Source organism: Massilia sp. TWP1-3-3 (assembly GCF_049897805.1).
Taxonomy (GTDB): Bacteria; Pseudomonadota; Gammaproteobacteria; order Burkholderiales; family Burkholderiaceae_D; genus Telluria_A.
This window is the reverse complement of sequence record NZ_JAFCWX010000105.1, coordinates 1-1,595: the sequence shown is the minus strand read 5'-3', so window position 1 is coordinate 1,595 and position 1,595 is coordinate 1. Positions and strand designations below refer to the sequence as shown.

Below are 1,595 nucleotides of genomic sequence, written 5' to 3'. Positions count from 1 at the left end.
GTGCACCTCAATCCGGAAAAAAGTGCCACGGAGACCCTCACCAAAAAGGAGAAAAATCCAGAACTCAAAAAAGCAGCGTAGAAACCGCTTTTAGGCGACAACTAGCTTGCAAATTACCGGCATCGGCGAGCTGCCCAAGCAGAAACAGAAATTCGTGATGGAGATGCTGGAAACGGTGCTGGCCCAGGCCAACGCAAAGGCGCATTTCCTTAGCCGCGAAGAAGAAAGCCACTCGCATCCGGGGCACCGGAGGGAGTGGCTTTTTTGTTTTTAGAAGAAGGATATGTTAGCGATCAGCTCGTGTCCAAATGTCGGCTCTGACCCTGTGCCGGCACCTCCCGGTCACTTTGCAGGGGCAGACCCCACCGACTGAATATCTACTTGAATGTTGGCAATTGCAAGCGCCTCAGCATGCTCTGTGGGCGATTTGAACTCGAGCGCGAAAAAATTCCCATCAACTAGCCATACGGAGCACGAATTTTCTGTACCTGGCGGCCCTTTAATTGCCAACTTCGCTAGCAAACGCTCACCTGTAGACGAATCCAAGCGCGTTTCATCAGGAAAAATGGCGCTACCACCGTGCATTGCATAACAATTCACCTCCCGCCCCCCATCCAACCGTTGTACAAGATTGATATCCCCAATCCGTTTACTCAGTTTCTGCTCTTCTACTGGGCGCAACGCCCTCAGCACGGAAGCTAACACGGCGCGTTCAAATTCGTTCAAGCTAGAACTTCCAGCTTTGAAAAAATTTCTAAAAAAAGGATGTAGTCTCATATGTATTTAATGGGAACCGACTGACGCAGCGCCAGCTCCTGCACCAGCTGCGGTACCTATCCAAAAATAAGGTATGCGATTTAATTGTTGAAGAACGATCGACGGCATGGGATTCGCGGCCTTCCAAGCACGCGGCATGAATCGGTAGCGAAACGGATCCGATAGCGCATGCTTGACTATTGATACGTAATTCCCGTTTAGTATGCTGTTCCCACCACCGAGCCGCTTAGGTATCCAGTGAGAGAACTCAAGCCCAGCGCCCTTAGCGCCAGCGGCACGAGCGCCAGCTGCCCCGCCAAGGGCAGTCGACACCACAACCCCGGCACCTTCACCAACATGATACGACGTCGCCGACTGATCCACTGAGCCGATCGAAAATTCGTCCCTGACATAAGACGTCAGCCCAAATGAAAGCGTGTCTCCCATGCCGCCTGAAAAATTCGCGGCTGTATCCAGGACCGCGTATGGGTCGAAAGCGGACTGAGTACTCGTAGTTGCCCCGACCCGTCCATTTTTTGTAGTGCCAGGATCGCTCGCGACGGTGATGGTCCCTAAAGTCCCACAGTTCATCCGACTCTGGCCAGCGCAAGGATCACTCGGCTCTTTCGCGTCGCGCCCATCTGGATCGATATATTTGTACGGGTTGTTTTCCGCATAGGCGTATCGGTTGAAACTGCCACCAGTGTTCGCATCGGTCGTCACCGGATCAATGCTCAAGAAGGAGCCGCCCGACGTGCACTTGTCGTAAACGCGGCCGTTTTCCCTAGTCCATTCAAGGACTTGTGGCGGTTTTTTGCTGGCGAATTGTATGTAAAGAG

The 1,595-nt window shown here is 52.7% G+C and carries 3 protein-coding genes; 1 reads left to right on the top strand and 2 read right to left on the bottom strand.

Features of this window, described 5'->3' with window-relative positions; all coding sequences use genetic code 11:
• The first annotated feature begins 106 nt into the window (after positions 1-106).
• Positions 107-274, top strand: coding sequence for a hypothetical protein (locus tag ACP7D4_RS27980; RefSeq protein WP_426212701.1), 168 nt, complete (start codon positions 107-109; stop codon positions 272-274).
• Positions 275-342: 68 nt separating this feature from the next.
• Here the strand turns inward: ACP7D4_RS27980 and ACP7D4_RS27975 are convergent, their stop codons facing one another.
• Both ACP7D4_RS27975 and ACP7D4_RS27970 read right to left on the bottom strand, forming a co-directional pair.
• On the bottom strand, positions 343-726 hold the full coding sequence (locus tag ACP7D4_RS27975) for a hypothetical protein (protein ID WP_426104105.1): 384 nt from the start codon (positions 724-726) through the stop codon (positions 343-345).
• 57 nt (positions 727-783) lie between these two features.
• Positions 784-1,595: RHS repeat-associated core domain-containing protein (locus tag ACP7D4_RS27970; protein ID WP_426212699.1), on the bottom strand; the 812-nt coding region annotated here is incomplete at its 5' end.